This window comes from Streptomyces sp. NPDC032940 (assembly GCF_040636935.1).
Taxonomy (GTDB): Bacteria; Actinomycetota; Actinomycetes; order Streptomycetales; family Streptomycetaceae; genus Streptomyces.
The window spans coordinates 238,246-258,271 of the sequence record NZ_JBEZVJ010000007.1; the positions used below are offsets into that span (position 1 = coordinate 238,246).

Consider the following 20,026-nt stretch of genomic DNA (forward strand, 5'->3'; position numbering starts at 1 on the left):
GCGGGACTCCCGGCGGGCCTTGTGCGCTGATTTCTACGGCCCCCGTGCGGCGGATGTCAACGGCGGCCGGCGCCGGCCCGGGTGCCCTCACCTGTGCCTTCGCCGGCCCGCGGCTCCTCAGCGGCCCGCCGGACCCGAGGGCGCGGGCGTGGGGCCGCCGCGGGAGACGACGCGCATCCCGTGGCCGTCGACGACCCGGGCCTGCAGGGAACCGCAGGCGCACCGGGTCCACACCGTGCCGCCCGCGGCGGTGGTGTGCGTGGACACCACCTGGAAGGGCTCGGCACCGTCCGGCCACCCGCAGTGCGGGCAGCGGGCAGCGGTCGTGCTGGGCATGGCGACTCCTTCGAGCGGGGTGGTACGTGAGGACGGTGGGGCCGGTGTGCGGCGGTTGGCCGACCGTGGCACCACAGACAGGGTGCGGCCACAGGTCCGTTCACGTCCAGGTTGACTTTGCGGAGTCGACCGTGAAGCGTTGCCTTCATGATTGACCTGCGCAGGCTGCACGTCCTCAGGGCGGTCGCCCACTACGGCACGGTCACCGCGGCGGCCCGCGCCCTGCACTTCACGCCGTCCGCCGCGTCCCAGCAGATCCGCCAGCTCGCCCGCGACCTGGACGTCGTCCTGCTGGAGCCGCAGGGCCGGGGCGTACGGCTGACGCCGGCCGCCGAGAGCCTGCTCGCGCACGCCGACGCCATCCAGGCCCGCTGGGACGAGGCGGAACTCGATCTGCGCGCGGGGGAGGGAGTGCCCGCCGGGCCGCTGCGGATCACGGGGTTCCCGGTGGCGGTGGCGGTGCTGCTGGCGCCGATGGCCGCGCGGCTGCGGGAACGGCATCCGCGGCTGTCCCCGCGGATCCGGGAGGCCGGCGTGACGGAGAGCTTCGACCTGCTCTTCGAGGGGGAGAGCGATCTGGCGGTGGTGGAGTCGACGCCGCACAACCCGCCGTCGTCCGACGCGCGCTTCGACCAGCGGCCGCTGCTGGACGACCCGTTCGACCTGGTCGTGCCGGAGGGGCACCCGCTGGCGGGACGGAACCCGGTCGGCCTGGCGGAGGCGGCGGACGAGCCGTGGATCGCGCCCGTGCCCGAGAGCCCCTGCCGGCCGCACGTCATGTCGGCGTGCGGGGCCGCTGGGTTCACCCCCGACGTGGTGCACCACGCCCTCGACTGGAACGTCACCGCCCACCTCGTCGCGCACGGGCTCGGCGTCGCGCTGATCCCGCGGCTCGCCCGGCCGGCCGCGGACCTGCCGATCGTCCGGGTGCCCTGCGCGGACCGGCCGCACCGCACGCTGCTGACCTGCACGCGGCGCGGCGGCCACCGGCGCCCGGCGGTCGCGGCGGCGCTGGAGGAACTGCGCGTACTGGCGTCCGGCGCGGTGGCCTGACACACGTCAGGACCGGAGCCCGCCGGGCTCCGGTCCTGGTCGCTGCTGCGGGGCCGGTCAGGCGGCCGCGCCCTCCGCGTGGCCGTGCAGGCGGGCGACGACCTCGGTCAGCTGCGCGGCGACCTCGGCGTCGTCGGCCGGGTGGGTCTCGGCGAAGCGGGTGACCGAGCCCGGGATGGACAGCTTGATGTCCTCGATCACCTTGCCGCCGGCGATGCCCACCGACTTGCGGGTGTCGTCCTGCGCCCACACGCCGCCGTACTGGCCGAAGGCGGTGCCGATCACGGCGACGGGCTTGCCGTTGAAGGCACCGGCACCGAAGGGGCGGGACAGCCAGTCGATGGCGTTCTTCAGCACGGCCGGCATGGTGCCGTTGTACTCCGGCGAGAAGAACAGGAAGGCGTCGGCGGCCTGCGCGGCCTCACGCAGCTTGACCGCGGCGGCCGGGACGCTGCCCTCGACGTCGATGTCCTCGTTGTAGAAGGGGACCTCGGCCAGACCCTCGAAGAGCACGACCTCGGCGCCCTCGGGGGCGAACTTGACGGCCGCCTCGGCGAGCTGGCGGTTGTGCGAACCGGCGCGAAGGCTGCCGACGAGGGCGAGGATGCGGACAGACATGAATACTCCCACTGCTGAGGCTGCTGCTGACGGCCGGTGCGAAACACCGCCGGAGTGATCCGGACCGAGGTCCGTTTAATTTCTAACATCCTAAGCGGACCGCGGTCCAGTTTTGTTCCCGATGCTTTACGCTGTTTTCATGTCCGCCGTTCCACCGCCCCTTCCGCAGCCCCAGGAGACCGACGGCCCGCCCGAGTTGCTCCAGCTCGGCACGGGAGCCGATGCGGACGAGCCCTGCCTGCGGGCCGACGCCGCCCGTAACCGGGCCCGGCTGCTGGAGGCCGCCGCGCGGCTGGTCGCCGAGCACGGCGCGGCCGGTCTCACGATGGAGGCGGTGGCCGCGGCGGCCTCGGTGGGCAAGGGCACGGTCTTCCGCCGCTTCGGCGACCGCACGGGCCTGCTGACGGCACTGCTCGACCACTCCGAGAAGAAGTTCCAGGCCGCCCTCCTCGGCGGACCTCCGCCCCTCGGGCCCGGTGCGCCGGCCGTGGAGCGGCTGCGCGCCTTCGGCTGCGCGATGCTGCACCGCAGCGTCGACGAACTGGCCCTGCAACTGGCCGCCGAGCCCAGCGCGGACCGACGCTACACCGCCGCCCCCCGCCGTTTCCTGCGCGGCCACGTGGCCCTGCTGCTGCGCCAGGCCGCTCCGGACGCGGACGGCGAGCTGCTCTCCCACACGCTGATGGCCCACCTCGACCCGGCCCTGATCCACCACCTCACCCAGCAGTGCGGGGTGCCGGTGGAACGGCTGGAGGCGGGCTGGCTGGACCTGGTGGCCCGGGTGACCCGCACCGAGCCGACGCCCTGAGTCCACGGCGGGTCGCTCCGCCGGCCTCGGGCCGTCGCTCTCGCCCGCCGTGGGCCGCGGTCTCGTCCGATCCGGACGACCGTCCCCCGCTCGCGGACGGCGTACGGGGCTCTGCCAGGATGCCGTACGTCATGGTGCAGATACCGAAAACGCCCGCCGCCGCGTCCCTGACACCGCGCCCCGTCCCCACGAGCACCGATGTGGCCCGCCTGGCCGGCGTCTCGCGCGCGACCGTCTCCTACGTCCTCAACAACACCGGCGCCGTACGCATCAGCGAGGCCACCCGCCGCCGCGTCCACGAGGCCGCCCGGGAACTCGGCTACGTCCCGCACGCGGCGGCCCGTTCCCTGCGCGCCGGACACAGCCGCATGGTCCTGATGCCCGCCCCGGCCTTCCCCGTCGGCCCGCTCTACAACCAGTTCCTCACCGAACTCCAGTGGGCGCTCGGCCGGCTCGACTACACCGTCGTACAGCACGGCACCGCCGCCGGCCCGCACGACGACGACGCGGCCCGCGCCTGGGCGGAACTGCGCCCGGTCGCCGTCCTGGTACCCGGCTCGGGACTGGGACCACGCGGCGTGGAACTGCTCAAACGCTCCGGCGCGCGCGCCGTGGTCACCCTCGCGCCCGAGGCCGTCGAGGGCGCGCACGCCCTGCTCATGGACCACGAGGCCGTGGGCCACTGCGCCGGACGTCACCTCCACGACCGCGGACACCGCCGGATCGGCGTCGTCGTCCCCGCGGAAGCCGGCCTGGAGGTCTTCTCGGCGCCCCGACTGCGAGGAGTGCGCCGCGCCGTCGCGGACACCGACGCCACCGTCACCGAACTCCCGCTCGCCTACGACGAGCGGGACGCCGCCCGGCTGGCCGCCCGCTGGGCCTCCCTCGGCCTCGACGCGGTCTTCGCGTACAACGACGAGTACGCGATGCTGCTGATGCGGGCCCTGCAGGACGCGGGCCTTGACATCCCCGGGGACGCGGCCGTGATCGGCGCCGACGACCTCATGCTGGGCCGCCTGCTGCGGCCCCGGCTGAGCACCGTCCATCTCGAACTGCCGTCCGGCCGCGACCTGGCCGCGCTGGTCGACCGCGCGGTCCACGACCCCGGCGCCCCGCCCGAGCTGCACACGGTCCTCGGCGCGAGGGTGGTGCACCGCGAATCGAGCTGAGCCGCGCGGCGGCCCCTGCCGACCGTCCGGCCCCTGCCGACCGCCCGGACTCTACTGAGCGTCCTGCCCGGTGGCCTGGCCGCCCTGCTGCGCCTGCTGCTGGGCGACCGCCTTGCGGACCTCGTCCATGTCCAGGTTGCGGGCCTGCCCGATGACGTCCGTCAGCGCGGCCTCCGGCAACGCGCCCGGCTGCGCGAACACGGCCACCTGGTCCCGCACGATCATCAGCGTCGGGATCGACTGGATCTGGAAGGCCTGCGCGAGTTCCGGCTGCGCCTCGGTGTCCACCTTCCCGAACACCAGGTCGGGGTTCTCCTGCGCCGCCTTCTCGTAGACCGGGGCGAACTGACGGCACGGCCCGCACCAGGACGCCCAGAAGTCGATCAGGACGAACTCGTTGTCCGTGACCATCTGGTCGAAGTTCTCCTTGGTGAGCTCCACGGTGCTGCTCATGACGTGATCCCTCTTCCTGGTGTCGGCGACAAGCCATCGGCACGAACGCGGCCGACGAGACGGCTATTCCGCGCACGTACCCATGTGGCCCCGCCGCACACCACCCACCAGACTGGCCCCATGACGGAAACGGAATCCATCGCGTACGACGTCGTGGTGATCGGCGCGGGCCCCGTGGGGGAGAACGTCGCCGACCGCACCCGGGCGGCGGGCCTGACGACCGCGATCGTGGAGAGCGAACTGGTCGGCGGCGAGTGCTCCTACTGGGCGTGCATGCCCAGCAAGGCCCTGCTGCGCCCGGTCATCGCCCACGCGGACGCCCAGCACACCCCGGGACTGAGCCGGGCGGCGCAGGCTCCCCTGGACGCCGCCGCGGTACTCGCCCACCGCGACGAGTACACCTCGCACTGGAAGGACGACGGCCAGGTCCAGTGGGTCGAGGGGATCGGCGCCGACCTGTACCGCGGACAGGGACGCCTCGCCGGACCGCGCACGGTGGAGGTGACCGGCCCCGACGGCACCCGCCGCGTCCTGACCGCCCGGCACGCCGTCGCCGTCTGCACCGGCACCCGCGCCGCCCTGCCGGACCTGCCGGGCCTCGGCGACGTACGGCCGTGGACCAGCCGCGAGGCCACCAGCGCGCAGAGCGTACCGGGACGGCTGATCGTGGTCGGCGGCGGAGTCGTCGCCGTCGAGATGGCCACGGCCTGGCAGGCCCTCGGCTCCCGGGTCACCCTCCTCGTCCGCGGCAAGGGCCTGCTCGCCCGCATGGAGCCGTTCGCCGGCGAACTGGTCGCCGACGCCCTCAGCGGCGCCGGCGCCGACATCCGCACCGGCACCTCCGTCGCGTCCGTCACCCGCGAGAACGGCACCGTCGTCGCCCTCACCGACACCGGCGAGCGCTTCGAGGCCGACGAGATCCTCTTCGCCACCGGCCGCGCCCCGCGCACCGACGACATCGGGCTGGAGACGGTCGGCCTCCAGCCGGGCTCGTGGCTGCCGGTCGACGACAGCCTCCGCGTCGACGGCCACGACTGGCTCTATGCCGTCGGCGACGTCAACCACCGCGCGCTCCTCACCCATCAGGGCAAGTACCAGGCGCGGATCGCGGGCGCCGCCATCGCCGCACGCGCCTTCGGCGGGCCCGAGGAGTCCGCCCTGGAATCCGGCCCGTGGGGCGCACACGCCGCGACCGCCGACCACGAGGCCGTACCCCAGGTGGTCTTCACCGACCCGGAGGCCGCCGCCGTCGGCCTCTCCCTGGCCGAGGCCGAAGAGGCCGGCCACCGCGTCCGCGCCGTCGACGTCGACCTGTCGACCGTGGCCGGCGCCGGGCTCTACCGCGACGGCTACACGGGCCGCGCCCGCATGGTCGTCGACCTCGAGGACGAGATCGTCCGCGGTGTCACCTTCGTCGGCCCCGGAGTCGGCGAGCTGATCCACTCCGCGACGGTCGCCGTCGCCGGCCAGGTGCCGGTCAGCCGGCTGTGGCACGCGGTGCCGTCCTATCCGACGATCAGCGAGGTGTGGCTGCGGCTGCTGGAGGCGTACCGGGACAACTGACCGGGGCCGGCGTCCGACGTGCCGTCGCGGAAGGACGTGCCGTCCGGGCAGGACGTGCCGTCGGGGAATGACCTGCCCGTCAGGGAAGGTCGAAGCCCAGGGCGGCCGCGGCCCGCTCCGGCGTGGGCTGGGCCCACCGCTCGGCCACCGCCTCACCGGACGCCAGGGAGCGGAGTTCGGCCCGGTCCAGATACAGCGTGCCGTCGAGGTGGTCCGTCTCGTGCTGCACGATCCGGGCCGGCCAGCCCGGCACGCTCAGACAGCCCTCGTAGAACGCGGCCCGGCCCGCGCCGACGGGCTCGTACCGCGGATTCACCAGCACCCGGAACGGTTGCGGCACCCGCCCGCGCGCCACCCGCACCTCGTCCGGCACCGGCGCCGGGTCCTCGATCACCGCGATCCTCAGCCCGACCCCGACCTGCGGCGCGGCCAGGCCGACACCCGGCGCCGCGTGCATGGTGACGCGCAGCGCCTCGACGAACCGCGCGAGCAGGGCGGGCTCCAGCTGTCCGTCGAAGGGCTCGGCGGCCCGCCGCAGCACCGGGTCACCGGCGGCGAGGATCGGCAACGGACCGTCGGTGCCGAGCAGTTCCTCGACCTGCTCGGCAAGAGACGCGTGCTCACTCGGGGCTCCCATCGCGCCAGCATGACACGGTGCGGCTATCACCGGCAGGGAGCCCCGCGCAGCCCCGGTCGGCTCAGCTCCGCTCGGCGAAGTCGCCGTCGAAGTCGCCCGCGAAGGCGGAGGCGATCCGCAGGTGGGAGTCGGCCTCCTCCTGACGGCCCTGCCGTTCCAGGGTGCGGCCCAGCATCAGCCGGGCGTAGTGCTCCACGGGATCGCGCTCGACGATGACCCGCAGTTCGGCCTCCGCGCGTCGCAGCTGGGCCGAGTGGTAGTAGGCACGGGCCAGCAGCAGCCGCGGCCCGGTCTGCCCGGGCACCTCCTCGACCAGTCCGCCGAGCACGCGCGCGGCGGCGGCGTAGTCCTTGGCGTCGAAGAACATCCGCGCGCGCTCCCAGCGCTCCGCCGGCGTTCCGTGGTCGTAGTACGTCGTGTCCACTCGTGACCTCCTTCTGCGGACTCTGCAACCACTCCGTTTGGTTGAAAATTCCACCACTGTTTCCGGGCTGCTCCGGGCTGCTCCGGGCTGCTCCGGGGTGACCCGGAGGGTGATGGGCCCGGCGACGGACTGACGCGACGGGCCGTCCGGGACTAGGTTGGGCGCCATGAGCAATCTTGATCGCGAGGCGGTTCCCTCCGTGTGCGGCGGCCGCGGCTTCGTGGTGGCGGAGCCGGTGCGTGAACTCCTCAGTCCCCGCCAGGTCAAGCTGGGCGAGTCCACCGAGGTCCGCCGACTGCTGCCCAACCTGGGCCGGCGCATGATCGGCGCCTGGTGCTTCGTCGATCACTACGGACCCGACGACATCGCCGACGAGCCCGGCATGCAGGTGCCGCCGCATCCGCACATGGGCCTGCAGACGGTGAGCTGGCTCCACGAGGGCGAGGTGCTGCACCGCGACTCCACCGGCAGCCTCCAGACCATCCGCCCGCGCCAGCTGGGTCTGATGACGTCCGGCCGCGCGATCAGCCACTCCGAGGAGAGCCCGCGCTCCCACGCCCGCTATCTGCACGGCGCCCAGCTGTGGGTGGCCCTCCCGGACACCCACCGCCACACCGACCCGCACTTCGAGTTCCACGCCGACCTGCCGCACGTCACGGCACCCGGCCTGACGGCCACCCTGCTCCTCGGCACACTCGACGGCGCGACGTCGCCCGGAACGACGTACACCCCTCTCGTCGGCGCCGACCTGAGCCTCACCCGGGGCGCGGACGTCCGCCTGCCGCTGGAGCCGGACTTCGAGTACGCGGTCCTCGCCATGTCCGGCGAGTCCCATGTCGACGGCGTCCCCCTGGTGCCGGGGTCGATGCTCTACCTGGGCTGCGGCCGCCGTGAACTCCCGTTGCGCGCCGAGTCGGACGCGGGCCTGATGCTCCTGGGCGGCGAGCCGTTCGAGGAGGAGCTCATCATGTTCTGGAACTGGATCGGACGCTCCCAGGAGGAAATCGAACAGGCCCGCCGGGACTGGATGGAGGGCACGCGGTTCGGCGAGGTGAAGGGCTGTGACGGCGCCCCGCTGCCCGCTCCCGAGCTGCCGGTGACGCCGCTGAAGCCGCGGGGAAGGGCTCGTTGACCTGCTGAAATGACTGGCGCTGTCGTTGAGGGCTGGGTCCGGCCCCTGCCTGCTCGGACGACCCGCCCCAATGGGGCCTGGCCGAACTCCCGTTCAGGTCGGGGATGCGAGGGCGTTGACCAGCAAGTCCAGCCCGGGTGTGCCGCGTTGGCAGTCAGGGCGGCGCACCCCGGTGGGGCGAGGGTTACCCGGCCTGTTCCTGCGAGTCCGCTGTGGGAACATGCGCGGGCATGCGCTTGTGAACGGTGCCGTCCTTCATGACGAAGTCGACCTTGCCGGTGACGTCGATGTCGGTGAAGGGATCGCCGGGCATGGCGATGATGTCGGCGATCTTGCCGGGCGCGAGTACGCCGAGGTCGTCGATTTCTAGCAGTTCGGCGGCGACGCTGGTCGCCGCTTTCAGCGCGCGGACGGGAGTGATGCCGGTGGAGACCATGGTGGGGAACTCCTTCCAGTTCTCCGCATGTGGGAACATGCCGGCGTCGGTACCGAAAGCGATCTTGATGTCGGATGCCGCGACGTGCTCCGCACCGTCCAGCAGCGCCTTCTGGTGGATCTGGAACTTGCGGCGCTTGTAGAGGGGCTGGCCTTCCCAGAAGGCGTCGTCGTCGGCGTGGCGGGCGTCGTCCAGGACGGTGAACTGGGTGGGCACCAGGTAGACGCCCTTGTCAATCATCATCTGCAGGGTCTCGGCGGTGGCGAGGTTCCCGTGCTCGATGCTGCGTACCCCGGCTCGCACCGCCCGGCGCACGCCCTCGTCCCCGTAGCAGTGGGGCGTCGAGGAGCGGCCGAGGTCCCGGGCGGTGGAGACGAGGGTGTCCATCTCGTCCTGGGTGTAGGTCGTCCGGGTGGGATCGTCGGAGGGGCTGGAGAACCCTCCGGTGGCACCGAACTTGATCCAGTCGGCGCCGGCGCGGATCTCGGTGCGGACCCGGGTGCGGATCTCGTCGCAGCCGTCGGCGGCGGCCAGTTCCATCAGCCGCGGCAGGCCCTGGTACTGGTCGCCCACGATGGTGGAGAAGTCGCCGTGCCCGCCGCGCGCGGAGATCAGGTGGGGGGCCACCAGCATGCGCGGCCCTTCGATCAGCCCTGCGGCGACCGCGTCCCGCAGGTCGAGGGTGCTGTAGCCGGGGTCGGCACCGGTCAGGTCCCGGATCGTGGTGAACCCGTTGTGCAACAACGTCCTCAGGACCGGGAGCGAGGCCAGCGCGGTCGCCGTCGCCGAGCGGCCGAGGGCTCCGGTGATGTCCGGGGTGATGGTGACGTGGGTGTGACAGTCCATGAAGCCGGGGGTCACCGTGTGCCCGGTCAGGTCGATCACCTCGGCGCCCTCCGGCGCGGGGATCTTCGCCTCGATCCTGGCGATCCTGCCGTCCTCGACCAGGATGTCACGGACCCCGGCAGGCGTATCGTCCAGACCGTCCCACACAGTCGCACCGGTCAACAGAGTGCTCATCACAGCCCTTTCTCCCAAAGCGGGTGGCAGACCCCGGCACGCTGCCGTTCCGGCCCGGACGGAATTTGGCCGTTCCCGCGCACGCATCCCTTCCCTGCAAGGTCACGGCGGTCTCTCCTCCCACCCGTCCGGCCCAGCAGGAGAGGACGAGGGCCGTTCTCCGCGGCCCCTCGCCACCGGCCCCGCCTGTCGCGGAACCGCCCCCACCCCCGAAATTCCCCCGATGCACCTCAACGCGGCCGCGTCCAGTTCGCTGTTCTCCTCGGACGTCGGCCTCGCGACGTGCTACCTCGACCTCGCCGGAGTCCTCACCGCCGCCATGCCGGGCGGCATCATCTGCTGCAGTCGGGCTCCTACGCCGGCCGCCCCAGAGCCACGACATTTGTACAAGACCGAGGGCCGGCAGCCCCGGCATCCTCCCGGGCATGGCTATCTACGACGGTAAGCACGCGCACGGGATGCACGTGGTCCACGACGGCCCGCGGGAGGCGCCGCCGATACTGCTCATTCACGGATCGGGAGCCTCGGGCAGCTCCTGGGGTCCGGTAGTGCCGGCACTGGCCAGCCGGTATCACGTCGTCCGGATCGACCTCCCGGGCCACGGTCAGTCCCCGCCCGCGCCGTCGTACGACGTGCCTGAGCAAGCAGCCTGCCTGGCCGCGGCGCTCGATGAGCTCGGCCTTCGTCCGGTCACCGTGGCCGGGCACTCCAGCGGCGGATACATCGCCACCGCCCTCGCCGAACAGCGCCCGGACCTGGTGGGTTCGCTCGCGCTGATCAGCAGTGGTCCGAGTCCCGACGCGCTCCTTCCGCAGCCCGTCCTCCTTCGGGTCCTGATCGACCCGCCGTTCGGCCCGCTTCTGTGGAAAGTCCGTTCCGACGCGATGCTCCGCCGGGGGGTGACCGCAGTGTGCAACCGCCCGGTGGACGTCCCGGACGACCTGGTCGCCGACGTACGGGGCATCGACTACCGCACGTTCAGGACGGTGCTGCGCCAGAACGGCGCGTACATCGCCGAGAAGAGCCTGCCCGCGCGCCTGACCGCACTCGAGGTCCCGGTTCTGGTGATCTTCGGCGCTGCCGACCCCCGATGGGATCCGTCTTCGGCGCACCACTACGACATGGTGCCGAACGCGCGAGTCGATCAGCTGCCCGACATCGGGCACTTCCCCATGCTCGAAGCGCCGGAGGCGACCGGGGAGTTGCTGCTGCGCTTCGCAGCGACGGGCCGCTGACACCCATCGCCTAGCCTGGTGCTGTGAAGTCCGCCGAATCACCACCTGACTGGGCGTCGGTGGAGGTCGCCGTGCCCCGGCAACCGGCTCGGCTGCCCGGGGTCTGCATGGCCGGGTTCCGCCAACGTGCCCCGGTGCGCGTTGATATCGCTATGGTCGCGCACCCCTCGGTCACTCTGTTCGTAGACCTGAGCGACGCAGACAGCCTTGTCTACGACGCCCACGGCCGGCGCCAATGCGGCAGCACGGTCGTTGGACTGGTACCCGGCGACCTTCGGCTCGGAGGCCGGGCGGCTGGAGGGATCGAGTGCCTCCAGATCCGGTTGTCGCCGGCCCTGGCGGTTGCGGTGTTCGGCGCATCGACCGACCTCAGCGGGACGGTGGTCTCCCTGGACGATGTCTGGGGCCGCGACGCCGGGCGAACCGAGGAAAGGCTGCGGGCCGCCACGTCGTGGGACGCGCGGTTCACGATCGCAGCGGACGCCCTCGGCCGACGGATGAGCGCCCGCCCGTCGCCCGATCCAGAGGTGGCCGCTGCCTGGTGGCTGATGCTCACCAACCGGGGACGGGTGCGCGTCGACAACCTGGCGAGCGAGGTGGGATGGAGCCGTAAGCGCCTGTGGTCCCGCTTCCGGTCCCAGATCGGCCTCACGCCCAAGCATGCCGCCCGGCTGGTGCGCTTCGACCACGCCGCCCATCTCCTCGCGGCGGGTAACGCCGCCGCCCAGGTGGCGGCCACCAGCGGCTACGCCGACCAGGCCCACCTCCACCGCGAGGTCAAAGCGTTCACCGGGGTGACACCCACCGCCATAGCTGATGCGCCGTGGCTCGCCATCGATGACGTCGCGTGGCCGACGCGTTCGCGGACCTGACACCGTCGACGTCTCCGGTTCATCAGGCTCCGGCGAAGTGAGCTCCCGGCGGCATCCCCGCGGCCGCTGCCATCGACCTGGCCGACCGGTGAGTGGCGTTGTTCGGTTTCTCCTCGAGCGTCCTGACGATGACGCGTTCGAGGAAGCGCCGCCAGGTGCGGACCGTGTCCGGAGTGACGCGCAGCCGGCGCGACACCTCCATGATCGAGGGCCCTCGGCACCCTCCACCACGATCCGCGACCGCAAGGCCGGTGGGTGGCCGCGGCGGTGATCATCAGCGCGCACCGACCTCTCCGCAAGGTCGGAGCGTAGCCGGCCCGAAGGGGCGCGGCTCGTTCAGAGCCCGGGAGCGCTGGGCGACGAGGTCGTCGTAGGCGCCGTCGCGAGGCACAGTCATGGGCTTCTACGCCCTTCCCGGAGCCGCTGTCCACCGGACGATGCGCGGCTTACTGTCGGCGCTGGTCATCGGCGCCCTCGGTGTCGTCGCCGCACCGGTCGCGCCGACCGCGCACGCCGCTGAGAGCGCGCTCGGCGCCGCGGCGGCGCAGAGCGGCCGCTACTTCGGCACCGCCATCGCCCCGGGCCGGCTGGGCGACTCGACGTACACGACGATCGCGAACCGCGAGCGCGTCGGCTACGCCGCACTTCTCCGGCCCGGGTCTTGTCCGCGAGAGCGACCAGGACACCGCCTACGCGGGGCCCTCCTGCTCGCCGTCGCCGACGCCTGCGGCAGCGGAGGTGCCGAGGTGCCCCCGCAAGCGCCGCCGCCGGCCCCCGTGCTGCCGTCGGGCCGCCGAAGCCGCGGGGGAGGGCACGCCGACCCGCTCGGACGCGTCCGCACCGGTGGCCGCGCGGCGCACCCGCCCCACGGCTTTCGTGGTTTCATGGCCATGATCCGGACGGCCGACAGGGGAGTGGGGGCGTGGCCATGCGCATCGCGGTGATCGGGGCCGGTGGCGTCGGGGGTTACTTCGGAGCCCGGTTGGCGGCCGCGGGGAACGAGGTCACCTTCGTGGCGCGAGGCCGGCACCTCGAGGCCATCCGCCGGTCGGGCCTGCTCGTGCACAGTCCGCTGGGCGCGTTGCGCACCTCGCCCGACTCGGTCGTGTCGAGCATCTCGGAGCTCGGCCCGACCGACCTGGTACTCGTCGCCGTCAAGCTGTGGGACACCGAGGCCGTCGCCGGGCAGCTCCGGTCCTCGGCGGCGCACAAGGCGCCCGTGCTGTCCCTGCAGAACGGGGTGCACAAGGACGCCGTCCTGCGCGGCTCGCTCACGGACGAACAGGTCCTGGGCGGTGTGTGCTTCATCTCCGCCTTCATCGAGGAACCCGGCGTGGTCAGGCACAACGGAGCCCTGCAGAGGGTCGTGCTCGGCCCCTACGGATCCGGCTCGGCGACGACCGGCCGGGACGTACTCGCCGCCTTCCGCGACGCGGGGATCGACGCCGAGGCGAGCGACGACATCGAGAGGGTGATCTGGGAGAAGTTCGTGTTCCTCGTGGGCCTGTCGGCGACCACGGCGACCGTCCGCCGGCCCATCGGCGTCGTCCGAGCAGACGAACGGAGCCGACGCCTCCTGTACGACGTGATGGCCGAGACGGTGGCCGTGGCGCAGGCGTCGGGAGTGCGGCTGGACAGCGGCTTCGCCCAGGACCGACTCGACTTCTGCGACACCCTTCCCGCCGACATGACCTCCTCCATGCACAACGACCTGGAAAAGGGCAACCGGCTCGAACTGCCCTGGCTCAGCGGGGGAGTGGCGGACCTCGCCGACCGACTGGGCGTCCCGGCGCCGCGCAACCGCACGGTGGCCGACATCCTCGCACCGTACGTCCTGGGCCGGCCGGCCGACTCCTGACCGGCGCGGAGAGGAGCTCCGAGCCGGAGCCGTACAGGTCCGTGCCGGCCGTTCCCCGGCGGTGCCGGGCTACTCCTCGGGTTCCCAGGCGATCAGCTGCTCGAAGACCCGCCGGTCGCCCTCGGTCTTCAGGTCGCTCAGCGTGAGGCGGCCCCAGACGAAGAGGAGCAACTGCTCGGCCGTGCCCGTGGCCGAAGCGGAGGCGGGCGGGGCATCGTCGGTGAGGGGTGCGGGCCAGGCGCCGGTGTCGTCCAGCGTGAGCTGCCAGGAGCGGCCCTCGGTGGCGTGGTAGTGGATCCTGGCGGCCTCGTGCGGCCAGGCCGCCGGGGTGGAGTTGCACGTGTCGAGGAACTCGGCCACGCCGTCGAGCGCGACGTCCGCCGGCATCGGCTGTACGGCGCCTGCGGCGAGCTGGGCGTCGTAGGTGTGCACCAGCACCTCGTGCACCCGGCGCCGGGCAACGCCCCAGGCGTTCGCCGGCGACACGCCGGCGGCCCACCACGCCCAGCAGCCGCGCTCCGGGCCGGCCTCGCGCAGCGCATTCAGCAGCAGCTCGTTCGACTCGGCGTACCAGGACAGCAGCGCCTCGAGCTCGCCCGGCACCTCCGCGGCGTCCTTGGCCGGCGGAGCCTCGGCCGGGCCCGCGGCGACGATCGCGGCCCACCAGCGCTGGCCCGTACCCAGGTGCCGCACCAGATCGAACAGCGTCCACTCGGGGCAGGACGGCACGGGCACGTCAAGGCCGGGCGCGGCGGCAACCGCACTCCGGAACGCGGCCGACCGCTCGTCGATCAGTCGCAGCAGGGCGGAATACTCAAGACTCTCTGTCACCTCGCTTGCCTATCACCCCGGTCGGGCCGACCGCATCCCCATTCCGTACCGTCGGCCGCGGGAGTACGCGCGAGCTGCACTGCCCTCGTCACGGCTCGTCCTCCTGTGGCGGGTACGCGTCGATGCCGTCATCGCGGCAGGCCGTCCCGAATCCGGTCCGCACGGCCATCGACAGTGCCGGCCGCACGAGCAGGTCACGCGGGTGTGCGATCGCCACCTCGTGGCCGTCCGTCGCGGCGGAGGCGTGGACGCTCGTCCGGGCCATGCGCCGGGCATGCCGTGCCGCCCCGTGCCCGCGGAGCCCTCTTACGGCCCCGGCGGGATCGCACGCCCTCTCTCGGTTGCTCGGTCACGCCCGCCGGCCGGAAGGAGCCCCCGGCTCGAGAGGGTCTCCGTATGACCGACGACCTCACCGGCCGGCCCGCCCACGTCCAGCTCCAGGCCCCGGAACGCCGCGAGATCTCCAGCCGCGAGCTGCTCGACCTGCACCTCGCTCAGCTGGACGCCGCAGCCCGGCCTGTGGCGGGGACGCTCCACCCGCCCCGGGTCACCGGGATCGCGCCCGGCAGCCGCGGGCGGGCACTGCGCGGCCGAGACGATCACATCACGGGTACCCGGTGCCCCTGACCGGCTGGTGCTCGTCGACCGGCTGGGCCGTGCCACCACTGCGGCGAGTACGGTGTCGAGAAGACCGTCCACGACCTGGACGTCCACCAGATCCTGGAAGGAACCGGCGAGATCATGCGTGTCACCGTGACCCGTGGACTGACGGGGGCGTCGCGATGAACGACGTCCTGTTCCGCACGAGCGGCCACGCCGCCCACATCGTCCTCAACCGTCCGAGGGCCCTGAACGCCCTCACCCACGACATGGTGCTCCGCATCGACGAGGCGCTCACGGAGTGGGAGCGCGACCCGGCCGTCGCGACCGTCGTCATCACGGGCGCGGGGGAGCGCGGTCTGTGCGCGGGCGGTGACATCCGCGCCGTGCACGACGACGTCCGGGCGGGCGGCGGCACCGCCTCGGCCGCGTTCTGGCGCGACGAGTACCACCTCAACGCGCGTATCGCCCGCTACCCCAAGCCCTATGTCGCGGTCATGGACGGCATCGTCATGGGCGGCGGTGTCGGTGTCTCCGCGCACGGCAGCGTCCGCGTCGTCACCGAGCGGTCCAGGGTCGCCATGCCGGAGACGGGCATCGGCTTCGTCCCGGACGTCGGCGGCACCCGTCTGCTCGGCCTGGCGCCCGGGGAACTGGGCACCCATCTCGCGCTGACGGGCGCGCAGATCGGCGCCGGGGACGTGCTCCTGTGCGGTCTCGCCGACCACTACGTGCCGTCTGACGCCCTTCAGGGCTTCGTCGACGACCTCGCCGAGCAGCCCGTGCGCGACGCCGTCGCCCGGCATGCCCGGCAGGCGCCGCCGGGAGAGCTCGCCGGCCGGCGGGACTGGATCGACGCCTGCTTCTCGGCCGGCACGGCCGAGGACATCGTCCGGCGGCTCCTCGCCCACGGGGACACGGCCGCCAAGGAGACCGCCGAGGTCCTGCTCACCAGGTCACCGACCTCGCTGAAGGTCACCCTGGAGGCCGTGCGCCGCGCACGCCGACTCGGCACGCTGGAGCGGGTCCTCGACCAGGAGTACCGCGTCTCCTGCGCCTGCCTGGACAGCCCCGACCTGGTGGAGGGCATCCGCGCCCAGGTCGTCGACAAGGACCGCGCCCCGCGCTGGTCACCGGCGGCGCTCGGTGAGGTCACCGACGCGGACGTCGAGCGCTTCTTCACGCCCCTCGGCGCACGCGAACTCGGCCTGGCCGGCGCATCCGGCGCCGGCGAGGCGGCCGCCGGGTGAGCACGGCCGTGGCGTGCCGCGCTCAGGCGCGTCCCTCCGGCCGGCCAGACCGGTCCGCGGGCGTTCCCGGCGGTGGCCGCGTCCTCCGTCGGCCCCGCGAGCGGACCCACGTCGGCCGACTCAAATGTTTCCCCGGGCCGCCGACGCGGGGATACAGTCCGGCCAGGGCCGCGACCAGGCCGGGAGCGGGGAGCAGGAGGGGGCGACGTGCTGGAGGTTGTGGCGCTCAGCGCACTGACCGCGTTTCTCATGTCCGTGGGCAACGGTGCCGCGGGCGAGATGGGCAAGCAACTCCTGCTGTCGACCGGCACATTGGTGAGAAGGACCACAGGGCGTCGGACGCCGCTGCCGTCGGACGCGGACGAACGGACGGCACTGGCCGGGCTCGTGCACACACGGCTGTCGCAGGACGCACGGCTGGCCGGTGAGTGGGCCGTGCTGCTGCGCACCCACGGGCAGCCGGGGGCGCCGGTGATGTCGCGGGGGAGCGGCCTGCCACCCGCCCCGCGCTGTTTCACCAACAGGGAGAAGGCGCTGAGGCAGTTGGCCAGGGAGGCGAACCGGCCCACCGACGGACGGCCGCGGGTCGCCCTGCTCCACGGGCCGCCCGGCATCGGCACGACCGCCACGGCGCTGCGCCTGGGCGCCGAGCACCACGACCGCTTTCCCGACGGCCAGTTCTACGTCGACCTGCGGGACACCGCGACGGACGGCGGGCCGGGGCCTGGCGCGGTCCTGTCGCGCCTGCTGCGGCAGATGGTCGACGCACCCGGCGACCTCCCCGCCACGGAGGCCGGCCGGGAAGAGCTCTACCGGCGCCTCACGGCGGGCCGCCGGGCCCTGGTCGTGGTCGACCATGCGACGTCACTCGCCCAGGTCCGCGGCCTCGTCCCCTCGACGCCCGGTGTCTTCCTGCTGGTGGTCGTCTCCGGACAGCCCTTCGCGCTGGACGCGGAACGCGTCGCGGTCGAGCCGCTCAGCGACCGCCACGCGATGCGCATGCTGCGGGAGCTGGCGGGGCGGGAGAAGGCCGCCCGGGTGAGGGCCCGCATGCCGCAGGTGCTGAGCCGGTGCGCCGGCAACCCGTTCGCCCTCAACGCCGTGGCGATGCAATTGCAGGCCGGCCGGCAGGACGACCCGCTGCCGGCGCCGCCCGGCCCCGATGCCGCCGATCCCGATCCCGTCCGCGAGGCCGCCCGGCACGCCACCGGGCTGCTGCGGCCGCCGACGGCCCGCCTGTGCCGGCTGGCGGCACTGGGGGCATGGGCACACCTCGACGCGCCTCTGGCCGCGGCCGTCGCGAGCGTGACCCCGGAGGAGGCCGCCGGGATGCTCGCGGAAGCGGCCGACGTCCAACTGCTGGACGCCCTGGCCGACGAGCGGTACCGGTTCCGGCCCGAGGTACGCCGGTACCTCGCGGACACCGCGGGTCCGGAACTCGGTGTCGCCGAGTGCTCGGCCGCCGTCGGCCGCGGTCTCGACGCCGTACTGCACCGCGCCCTGCACGCCGCGCACGCCGCCCTCCCGCAGAGCTGGCGCACCGAACCGGCACCCCGGGACGGTGCCCCGTACCCGGACGAGGCCGCGGGCCTGCGGGCCCTGACCGCCGACGCGGGCAACCTCGTCCGAGCCGTCGTCCTGGCCGACGAGTACGGCCACACCACCACGGCGCTGCGGCTGGCCCGCGCCCTGTGGCCGCTGCAACTGAAGGCGGGCCACTGGGACGACGTGCTGCCCGCCCTGCGGGTCGCCGTGCGCACCGCCGACACCCACCAGCCCCGCACCCGCATGGCCGGCGCCCTGTACTTCCAGTTGGCGCACTGCCTGGACCAGTTGGGGCACAGGGAGGAGGCCGAGCGCGCGGCGCTCACCGCGGTGGAGTGCGAGAGGGCGGCGGGGCATCTGCGCGGCGAGGCCTCCGCGGTCGAGATGCTCGGCCTGCTGCGGCTCTACCAGTGGGACCACGCGGCCGCCTACGATCGGTTCACCGAGGCCAAGGCCGTCTACGCGCAGATCACTTTCGGCCAGGAAGGCGCCGACGACCTCCCGCGCGCCCTCGCCCTGGTGGAACGGCATCGAGGGCGCGCCCTGGGCGGCATGGGCCGGCTGGAGGAGGCGGAGGGCCTTCTGGGGGCCGCGATCGACTTCTTCGAGCAGCAGGGCGAGGACTACAACACGGCACGGGCCCTGACGGACCTGGCCGAGGCCCTGCACGGCGCCGGCCGGCACACCGAGGCGCTGACGCGGATCGCCGAGGCCGAACGCCGGCTCGCACCGGAAGCCGTACCGCACCGCCGGTACCTCACCGTTCTGCGGGAGCGCTGCGAGGCCGCCGCCCGGTGAGCGGCTCCACGCACACCGGATGAACGCGGCCGGCGGCGCGCACCCCGAGCACGACGCCCTCGCGGGGCACGCGGCCGCCGGTCGAGAGCCACGAGTACAACGACGAGGCGTACGCGGCCGGATCGAGGTCCGCGCCGGTCCCCGCGGAGAGCCGGAACACCTCGTCCGCGCGGGTCAGCACGGTGCACGTGTCGGGGCCGGTCACGAAGACCGCCATGGCGCACTGGCGGTGTCTGCGCAGCACCTCGGCCGTCCACCCCTGCCAGCCGCCCAGGCGGGGGTCGTCCGGCTGTCCGTCCCGCACGATCAGGTCGGCCGTCTCCAGGGCGGCGGGGTCCCGGGTGTCCTCGTGCACCGTCGTGTGCACGTCGCCCTCGGCCGCGTAGGAGACCACGGAGGACCGCTCGATCTCCACGGTGGCCCCGTCGACGCGTGTCCTCACCCGGAGCGGGGCCGTACGGCGCGGGGGATCGTAGGCGGGCAGCGGCAGGCGTTCCAGCAGTGCGGGGGTGGGCGGTTCGGGCAGATGCAGCAGGCGGTAGAAGTGCCGGCGCAGCAGCGTCGCCGCAGCGCCCGGAACCGAGGTGACTCCGTCCGCCGTATCCGCCTGCGGACGTGCGGCCGCCAGCAGTCGCTCCACCTGGCCGGGCAAGGAGCGGTGCGGATCCAGGCGCGGGGCCTGCCGGACGAAGGACGCGAGCGGTGTCGCGGGGTCCAGCTTGGCGTGCCCGTCGGCTGCGACGAGCACCGGTACGTCCAGCGCCGCCGCGTAGTAGGACACCGAACCGAAGTCCCCGACCACGGCGTCGGCCGCCAGGATCGCCTGACGCCAGTCGCGGAGGGGATCCACCAGGGCCAGGCCACGCCGGCACGCCTCGTCCAGCCAGGCGCGGATCTGGCCCGGGCCGTGCCCGTACCAGATGTTGGGGTGCAGCACGGCGGCCACCCGGTACTCGTCGGCCGGCAACTCGGCGGCCAGCCGCGGCAGGAGGCTCGGCAGCAGGTCCCGGTCGGCGCTGCCGAAGAGCCCCTCGGGGTTCCAGGTGGAGCTCAGCACCACGAGCCGCTGGCCGTCCCGCACCCCCAACGCGCGGCGGAAGCGGGCCCGGTGGTCACGGGCGGCGAGCATGCGGTCGAAGCAGGGGTCGCCGGCCACCACCGAGGCCTCCAGCGCCTCGGGGCAGACACGGCGCAGCCGTTCGACCTGTTCGGGGTGGGACAGCACGAGGCCGTCGACGAAGGGTTTGCCGTCCGCGAGGAGCCACTCCGGAGACAAACCGAAGGTCGGCTCCCGGCTCCCGGCTCCCGGCTCCCGGCTCCCGGCTCCCGGCTCCCGGCTCCCGGCTCCCGGCTCCCGGCTCCCGGCTCCCGGCTCCCGGCTCCCGGCG

The 20,026-nt window shown here is 73.4% G+C and carries 21 protein-coding genes and 1 pseudogene; 12 read left to right on the forward strand and 10 right to left on the reverse strand.

Annotated elements, in window-relative coordinates:
• Positions 1–117: 117 nt before the first annotated feature.
• Positions 118–336 carry a hypothetical protein gene (locus AB0E77_RS12775; RefSeq protein WP_361569198.1) on the reverse strand — a complete coding sequence of 73 codons (219 nt, stop codon included), beginning with the start codon at positions 334–336 and terminating at the stop codon, positions 118–120.
• Between the two features lie 147 nt (positions 337–483).
• Between AB0E77_RS12775 and AB0E77_RS12780 the strand changes: the two genes are divergently transcribed.
• A complete protein-coding gene (locus AB0E77_RS12780; RefSeq protein WP_361569200.1) occupies positions 484–1,389 on the forward strand; it encodes a LysR family transcriptional regulator in 906 nt (301 codons plus the stop codon).
• A gap of 57 nt (positions 1,390–1,446) precedes the next feature.
• On the opposite strand, the gene AB0E77_RS12785 is transcribed toward AB0E77_RS12780, so the two are convergent.
• Positions 1,447–2,007 carry an NAD(P)H-dependent oxidoreductase gene (locus AB0E77_RS12785; RefSeq protein ID WP_361569202.1) on the reverse strand — a complete coding sequence of 187 codons (561 nt, stop codon included), beginning with the start codon at positions 2,005–2,007 and terminating at the stop codon, positions 1,447–1,449.
• 139 nt (positions 2,008–2,146) lie between these two features.
• Here AB0E77_RS12785 and AB0E77_RS12790 point away from each other — a divergent pair, with 139 nt between their 5' ends.
• A complete protein-coding gene (locus AB0E77_RS12790) occupies positions 2,147–2,815 on the forward strand; it encodes a helix-turn-helix domain-containing protein (protein ID WP_361569204.1) in 669 nt (222 codons plus the stop codon).
• 119 nt (positions 2,816–2,934) lie between these two features.
• On the forward strand, positions 2,935–3,984 hold the full coding sequence (locus AB0E77_RS12795) for a LacI family DNA-binding transcriptional regulator (protein WP_361569205.1): 1,050 nt from the start codon (positions 2,935–2,937) through the stop codon (positions 3,982–3,984).
• Between the two features lie 51 nt (positions 3,985–4,035).
• Here AB0E77_RS12795 and trxA read toward each other — a convergent pair whose 3' ends face one another.
• Positions 4,036–4,437, reverse strand: a complete 402-nt coding sequence (trxA, locus tag AB0E77_RS12800) for a thioredoxin (RefSeq protein ID WP_361569207.1) — start codon at positions 4,435–4,437, stop codon at positions 4,036–4,038.
• 120 nt (positions 4,438–4,557) lie between these two features.
• On the opposite strand from trxA, the gene AB0E77_RS12805 reads away from it, so the two are divergent.
• On the forward strand, positions 4,558–6,000 hold the full coding sequence (locus AB0E77_RS12805) for an NAD(P)/FAD-dependent oxidoreductase (protein ID WP_361569209.1): 1,443 nt from the start codon (positions 4,558–4,560) through the stop codon (positions 5,998–6,000).
• Between the two features lie 79 nt (positions 6,001–6,079).
• Here AB0E77_RS12805 and AB0E77_RS12810 read toward each other — a convergent pair whose 3' ends face one another.
• Positions 6,080–6,637 (reverse strand): peptide deformylase, encoded by a 558-nt coding sequence (locus tag AB0E77_RS12810; protein ID WP_361569210.1) that lies wholly within the window; start codon positions 6,635–6,637, stop codon positions 6,080–6,082.
• A gap of 61 nt (positions 6,638–6,698) precedes the next feature.
• Positions 6,699–7,061 carry a tetratricopeptide repeat protein gene (locus tag AB0E77_RS12815; RefSeq protein WP_361569212.1) on the reverse strand — a complete coding sequence of 121 codons (363 nt, stop codon included), beginning with the start codon at positions 7,059–7,061 and terminating at the stop codon, positions 6,699–6,701.
• A gap of 166 nt (positions 7,062–7,227) precedes the next feature.
• Here AB0E77_RS12815 and AB0E77_RS12820 point away from each other — a divergent pair, with 166 nt between their 5' ends.
• Positions 7,228–8,193 (forward strand): pirin family protein, encoded by a 966-nt coding sequence (locus AB0E77_RS12820; RefSeq protein WP_361569214.1) that lies wholly within the window; start codon positions 7,228–7,230, stop codon positions 8,191–8,193.
• Positions 8,194–8,377: 184 nt separating this feature from the next.
• On the opposite strand, the gene AB0E77_RS12825 is transcribed toward AB0E77_RS12820, so the two are convergent.
• The gene (locus AB0E77_RS12825; protein WP_361569215.1) at positions 8,378–9,649 is read right to left on the reverse strand and encodes an amidohydrolase family protein; all 1,272 of its coding nucleotides are present in this window, start codon (positions 9,647–9,649) and stop codon (positions 8,378–8,380) included.
• 425 nt (positions 9,650–10,074) lie between these two features.
• Between AB0E77_RS12825 and AB0E77_RS12830 the strand changes: the two genes are divergently transcribed.
• Positions 10,075–10,884: an alpha/beta hydrolase gene (locus tag AB0E77_RS12830; RefSeq protein WP_361569217.1), complete on the forward strand. Its 810-nt coding sequence runs from the start codon at positions 10,075–10,077 to the stop codon at positions 10,882–10,884.
• A 23-nt stretch (positions 10,885–10,907) separates the two neighbouring features.
• Positions 10,908–11,756 (forward strand): helix-turn-helix domain-containing protein, encoded by an 849-nt coding sequence (locus tag AB0E77_RS12835; RefSeq protein ID WP_361569218.1) that lies wholly within the window; start codon positions 10,908–10,910, stop codon positions 11,754–11,756.
• 22 nt (positions 11,757–11,778) lie between these two features.
• Here the strand turns inward: AB0E77_RS12835 and AB0E77_RS12840 are convergent, their stop codons facing one another.
• The gene (locus tag AB0E77_RS12840) at positions 11,779–11,958 is read right to left on the reverse strand and encodes a hypothetical protein (RefSeq protein ID WP_361569220.1); all 180 of its coding nucleotides are present in this window, start codon (positions 11,956–11,958) and stop codon (positions 11,779–11,781) included.
• 193 nt (positions 11,959–12,151) lie between these two features.
• Here AB0E77_RS12840 and AB0E77_RS12845 point away from each other — a divergent pair.
• Together AB0E77_RS12845 and AB0E77_RS12850 are read left to right on the forward strand one after the other, a co-directional pair.
• A pseudogene (locus tag AB0E77_RS12845) lies at positions 12,152–12,382 on the forward strand (1,4-beta-xylanase); the annotation flags it as partial.
• Between the two features lie 302 nt (positions 12,383–12,684).
• Complete coding sequence (locus AB0E77_RS12850) at positions 12,685–13,614, forward strand: 2-dehydropantoate 2-reductase (protein WP_361569322.1); 930 nt, start codon at positions 12,685–12,687, stop codon at positions 13,612–13,614.
• A gap of 69 nt (positions 13,615–13,683) precedes the next feature.
• On the opposite strand, the gene AB0E77_RS12855 is transcribed toward AB0E77_RS12850, so the two are convergent.
• Together AB0E77_RS12855 and AB0E77_RS12860 are read right to left on the reverse strand one after the other, a co-directional pair.
• Positions 13,684–14,445, reverse strand: coding sequence for a maleylpyruvate isomerase family mycothiol-dependent enzyme (locus AB0E77_RS12855; protein ID WP_361569221.1), 762 nt, complete (start codon positions 14,443–14,445; stop codon positions 13,684–13,686).
• 88 nt (positions 14,446–14,533) lie between these two features.
• The gene (locus tag AB0E77_RS12860; RefSeq protein ID WP_361569222.1) at positions 14,534–14,710 is read right to left on the reverse strand and encodes a hypothetical protein; all 177 of its coding nucleotides are present in this window, start codon (positions 14,708–14,710) and stop codon (positions 14,534–14,536) included.
• Positions 14,711–14,841: 131 nt separating this feature from the next.
• Here AB0E77_RS12860 and AB0E77_RS12865 point away from each other — a divergent pair, with 131 nt between their 5' ends.
• The 3 genes from AB0E77_RS12865 to AB0E77_RS12875 all read left to right on the forward strand — a co-directional run bounded on the left by AB0E77_RS12865 (position 14,842) and on the right by AB0E77_RS12875 (position 18,638).
• A complete protein-coding gene (locus AB0E77_RS12865; RefSeq protein ID WP_361569223.1) occupies positions 14,842–15,072 on the forward strand; it encodes a hypothetical protein in 231 nt (76 codons plus the stop codon).
• 155 nt (positions 15,073–15,227) lie between these two features.
• Positions 15,228–16,295, forward strand: a complete 1,068-nt coding sequence (locus tag AB0E77_RS12870) for an enoyl-CoA hydratase/isomerase family protein (protein ID WP_361569224.1) — start codon at positions 15,228–15,230, stop codon at positions 16,293–16,295.
• Between the two features lie 207 nt (positions 16,296–16,502).
• Complete coding sequence (locus AB0E77_RS12875; RefSeq protein WP_361569226.1) at positions 16,503–18,638, forward strand: ATP-binding protein; 2,136 nt, start codon at positions 16,503–16,505, stop codon at positions 18,636–18,638.
• Here AB0E77_RS12875 and AB0E77_RS12880 read toward each other — a convergent pair.
• Positions 18,598–20,026 (reverse strand): hypothetical protein (locus AB0E77_RS12880; protein ID WP_361569228.1); only part of this gene is annotated, 1,429 nt, incomplete at its 5' end. The two genes, AB0E77_RS12875 and AB0E77_RS12880, sit on opposite strands and share 41 nt — an antisense overlap.

Coding starts and splice junctions, on each gene's coding strand:
- AB0E77_RS12775 (WP_361569198.1), bottom strand. CDS start 336: ATGCCCAGCACGACCGCTGCCCGCTGCCCGCACTGCGGGTGGCCGGAC.
- AB0E77_RS12780 (WP_361569200.1), top strand. CDS start 484: ATGATTGACCTGCGCAGGCTGCACGTCCTCAGGGCGGTCGCCCACTAC.
- AB0E77_RS12785 (WP_361569202.1), bottom strand. CDS start 2,007: ATGTCTGTCCGCATCCTCGCCCTCGTCGGCAGCCTTCGCGCCGGTTCG.
- AB0E77_RS12790 (WP_361569204.1), top strand. CDS start 2,147: ATGTCCGCCGTTCCACCGCCCCTTCCGCAGCCCCAGGAGACCGACGGC.
- AB0E77_RS12795 (WP_361569205.1), top strand. CDS start 2,935: ATGCCGTACGTCATGGTGCAGATACCGAAAACGCCCGCCGCCGCGTCC.
- trxA (WP_361569207.1), bottom strand. CDS start 4,437: ATGAGCAGCACCGTGGAGCTCACCAAGGAGAACTTCGACCAGATGGTC.
- AB0E77_RS12805 (WP_361569209.1), top strand. CDS start 4,558: ATGACGGAAACGGAATCCATCGCGTACGACGTCGTGGTGATCGGCGCG.
- AB0E77_RS12810 (WP_361569210.1), bottom strand. CDS start 6,637: ATGGGAGCCCCGAGTGAGCACGCGTCTCTTGCCGAGCAGGTCGAGGAA.
- AB0E77_RS12820 (WP_361569214.1), top strand. CDS start 7,228: ATGAGCAATCTTGATCGCGAGGCGGTTCCCTCCGTGTGCGGCGGCCGC.
- AB0E77_RS12825 (WP_361569215.1), bottom strand. CDS start 9,649: ATGAGCACTCTGTTGACCGGTGCGACTGTGTGGGACGGTCTGGACGAT.
- AB0E77_RS12830 (WP_361569217.1), top strand. CDS start 10,075: ATGGCTATCTACGACGGTAAGCACGCGCACGGGATGCACGTGGTCCAC.
- AB0E77_RS12840 (WP_361569220.1), bottom strand. CDS start 11,958: ATGGAGGTGTCGCGCCGGCTGCGCGTCACTCCGGACACGGTCCGCACC.
- AB0E77_RS12850 (WP_361569322.1), top strand. CDS start 12,685: ATGCGCATCGCGGTGATCGGGGCCGGTGGCGTCGGGGGTTACTTCGGA.
- AB0E77_RS12860 (WP_361569222.1), bottom strand. CDS start 14,710: ATGGCCCGGACGAGCGTCCACGCCTCCGCCGCGACGGACGGCCACGAG.
- AB0E77_RS12865 (WP_361569223.1), top strand. CDS start 14,842: ATGACCGACGACCTCACCGGCCGGCCCGCCCACGTCCAGCTCCAGGCC.
- AB0E77_RS12870 (WP_361569224.1), top strand. CDS start 15,228: ATGAACGACGTCCTGTTCCGCACGAGCGGCCACGCCGCCCACATCGTC.